General features: G+C 71.2%; 3 protein-coding genes. 2 read left to right on the top strand and 1 reads right to left on the bottom strand.

Annotation, left to right across the window (positions count from 1 at the left end; genetic code table 11):
* Window positions 1-203: 203 nt before the first annotated feature.
* The gene (locus tag VH969_RS29845; RefSeq protein ID WP_331980310.1) at window positions 204-647 is read right to left on the bottom strand and encodes a YbaB/EbfC family nucleoid-associated protein; all 444 of its coding nucleotides are present in this window, start codon (window positions 645-647) and stop codon (window positions 204-206) included.
* A gap of 197 nt (window positions 648-844) precedes the next feature.
* Here VH969_RS29845 and VH969_RS29840 point away from each other — a divergent pair, with 197 nt between their 5' ends.
* Both VH969_RS29840 and VH969_RS29835 read left to right on the top strand, forming a co-directional pair.
* Window positions 845-1744, top strand: a complete 900-nt coding sequence (locus VH969_RS29840) for an ABC transporter ATP-binding protein (protein ID WP_331980308.1) — start codon at window positions 845-847, stop codon at window positions 1742-1744.
* The gene (locus tag VH969_RS29835; protein ID WP_331980306.1) at window positions 1741-2931 is read left to right on the top strand and encodes an ABC transporter permease; all 1191 of its coding nucleotides are present in this window, start codon (window positions 1741-1743) and stop codon (window positions 2929-2931) included. Before VH969_RS29840 ends, VH969_RS29835 begins: the two co-directional genes overlap by 4 nt.
* Window positions 2932-3014: the final 83 nt, after the last annotated feature.

The following is a 3014-nucleotide window of genomic DNA, read 5'->3' as shown; positions in this document are numbered from 1 at the left end:
TCCGCGATCTCACCAAACGCCCCGCCACCAACCGAATCCCGCGCACCACCGGAAGCCGACCGCACCTGCGACGCGATAGCCGTCACCACCGCCGCGTGCGCCCGCACCTCCCCCACCACAACGTTGTAACCCTCACCCATGGAATGCCCCATCGTTCGTCGAACTACAAAACGCCCCCGGCCCGACCCGGCCGGGGGCGGTGGTCACTTGATCACTTCGGGCGGGTTGTCGAAGTACTCGTCGTCCGAGCGCGCCTGCTTCGGCTGCTGCTCGATCTTGAGGAAGCCCTCGTCCCGTCCGTCCCCGGCGTAGCCCTCCGGCAGGTGCTCCTTCACCGCCTCCAGCGCGGCCCCTTCGCCCACGAACTTCGTCATGACGTCCACGACCTGCGCACCGACGTCGCGCTGGGCCTGGCGGCTGGTCTCGAGAATGACCCGGGCGAGGTGCTCGGGCTCGATGTCCCGCACGCCCGGCCGCAGCACCAGATCCGTGAGCGCGCCGCTCGCGGCCACCCGCACGGTCACCTCGCCGTCGCCCGACGTCGCCGATCCACCGACGGTCCTGAGCGCCTGCTCAGCCTTCTCCGCCTTCTGCGCCGCGTCCCGCAACTTCTCGTCGTACTGCGCGAACCACTTATCGGGGTCCATGCCCTCGCCACTCCACCCGTTCGTGCTGGATCATGCGTGCATCCTCGCCGGAACATACGCCAGCAATGACCGCCGATCGACGTAAGCCTGCGAAGAATTTTCAATCGTAATCCGGTGGGGACGCCCCGTAATCGTCGGTGGTCGGGGCGGGCCGGATACTCTTGTGGGTCGGCGGAGCGGAGCGACGGAGGACAGGCGTGCCACCAGCGTCACTGGAGGTGCAGCGGATCGCGAAGAGCTTCGGCAACGTCGTGGCCTGCCGGGACGTGAGCTTCACCGTCACCCCCGGCGAGATCTTCGGCTTCGTCGGGAGCAACGGGGCCGGCAAGACCACCACGCTGCGTATCGTGCTCGGCGTGCTCGCCCCGGACGCGGGTGCGGTGTGCGTTGGCGGCGAGCCGGTCACGCCGAGCACCCGGCGGCGGATGGGCTACCTGCCCGAGGAGCGCGGGCTCTACCCCCGGATGCGGGTCCTCGACCACCTCGTCTACCTCGCCGAACTGCACGGCCTGACCACCAACGACGCGCACCGCGCGGCCGACCTGTGGATCGCCCGGCTCGGTTTGCGCGACCGGCGGGCCGTCCAGATCCAGCGGCTCGGCCTCGGCGACCAGCAGCGCGTACAGCTCGCCGCGGCATTGGTGCACGGCCCGGAGCTGCTGGTGCTCGACGAGCCGTTCGCCGCCCTCGACCCGGCCGCGGTCGACGTGCTGAGCGACGTGCTGCGCGAGCGCGCGGCCGCCGGTGTGTCAGTCCTGTTCTCCGCGCACGATCTCGATCTGGTGGAGCGGGTGTCCGACCGGGTCGCCATCATCCAGAATGGACACGTGGTGGCCGCCGGAACCGTGGACGAGCTCAGCGCGGGCAGCAGGGTCGAGCTGCTCGTGGACGCGCCGGACGCACCGGCCGGGTGGGCGGCGGCGATTCCCGGCGTCGAGGTGCTGGAGATCCACAATGGACGAACGCGGCTGCACCTGACGAACGGCGTGGACGACCAGGCAGTGCTGGCCGCGGCGCTCGCTACCGGGCGCGTGCGGGAGTTCACCCGGCTGCGGCCCACGCTCGCGGAGCTGTACCGGGACGTGGTCGCGCCGTGACCGAAACCCGGCCGGCGCGCACGGTCTACCTGGTGGCCCAGCGGGAGCTGAACAGCCGGTTGCGCACCCGGTCCTTTGTGGTCAGCACGGTCGTGTCGCTGGTGGTGCTGGTGGGGTTCGTGCTCACGCAGAGCACGATGTTCGACGAGGAGCACACGACCCGCGTCGGCCTCAACGGGCAGGCGACCGCGATCACCGGGCCGCTCAAGGAGGCCGCCGGCCAGCTGGACTACGCCGTGACGACGACCGAGGTGCCCGACCTCGCGGCCGGCCGGGAGATGGTCGCCGACGGCTCGCTCGACGCCCTCGTCAGCGGCGCGCCGGCGGAGCTGCGGGTACTGGCCCGCGGCGACCTCGACCCGGACCTGCATACCGTCCTCAATGGACTCGTGCAGCAGCAGGTGCTGAGCGGGCTGCTCGCGTCCGTCGAGGGCCTGGACGCGAACGAGGTGCTGGCGACGGTCGCCAAGGCGGGTGTGCGGGTGGACTCGCTGGAACCGGCGGACCCGCAGCACAACCAGCGGCTGGCGCTCGCGCTGGTGATCGTGGCGCTGCTGTACCTGGCGCTGCTGCTGTACGGGTCGATGGTGGCGCAGGGTGTCGTGGAGGAGAAGTCGAGCCGGGTGGTGGAGCTGCTGCTCGCGACCGTGCGGCCGTGGCAGCTGCTGTCCGGGAAGGTGGTCGGGCTGGGGCTGGTCGGGCTGATCCAGCTGTTCGCGGTCGGCGCCGTGGGCCTGCTGCTGGCGATCCTGACCGGCGTGGTGACGATCTCCGGCGCGGCCGCGGGCATGCTCGCGTGGGGCCTGTTGTGGTATCTGCTCGGCTACCTGTTGTACGCCACGGTGTTCGCGGCCGTGGGCTCGCTGGTGTCGCGGCAGGAGGACGTGCAGTCGGTGCTGATGCCGGTCACGGTCGTGCTGGTGGTGTCGTTCGTGCTGGGCTTCGCGGTCCTGTCCCGCAACCCGACCGGCCCGGCGGCCACCGTGCTGTCGCTGCTGCCCCCGCTGTCACCGATCCTGATGCCGGGCCGCATCGCGCTGGCGGCGGTCCCGGCGTGGCAGGTCGTGGCGGCGATACTCCTGACCCTGGCGACGGTGGCCGTGCTGGCCCGGCTGGGTGGCGTGGTGTACCGGAACTCGGTCCTGCACATGGGCCCGCGCCTGCGCCTGCGCGACGTCCTCCACTGACCCCGCGAGTCCAACGCCCAGACCCCGCGAGTCCAACGCCCAGGCCCCGCGAGTCCAACGCCCAGGGGCAGGCCCTGGGCGTT

The organism is Actinophytocola sp. (genome assembly GCF_036555685.1).
In the GTDB taxonomy this organism is placed as follows: Bacteria; Actinomycetota; Actinomycetes; order Mycobacteriales; family Pseudonocardiaceae; genus Actinophytocola.
This window is presented reverse-complemented; position numbering and strand designations above follow the sequence as displayed.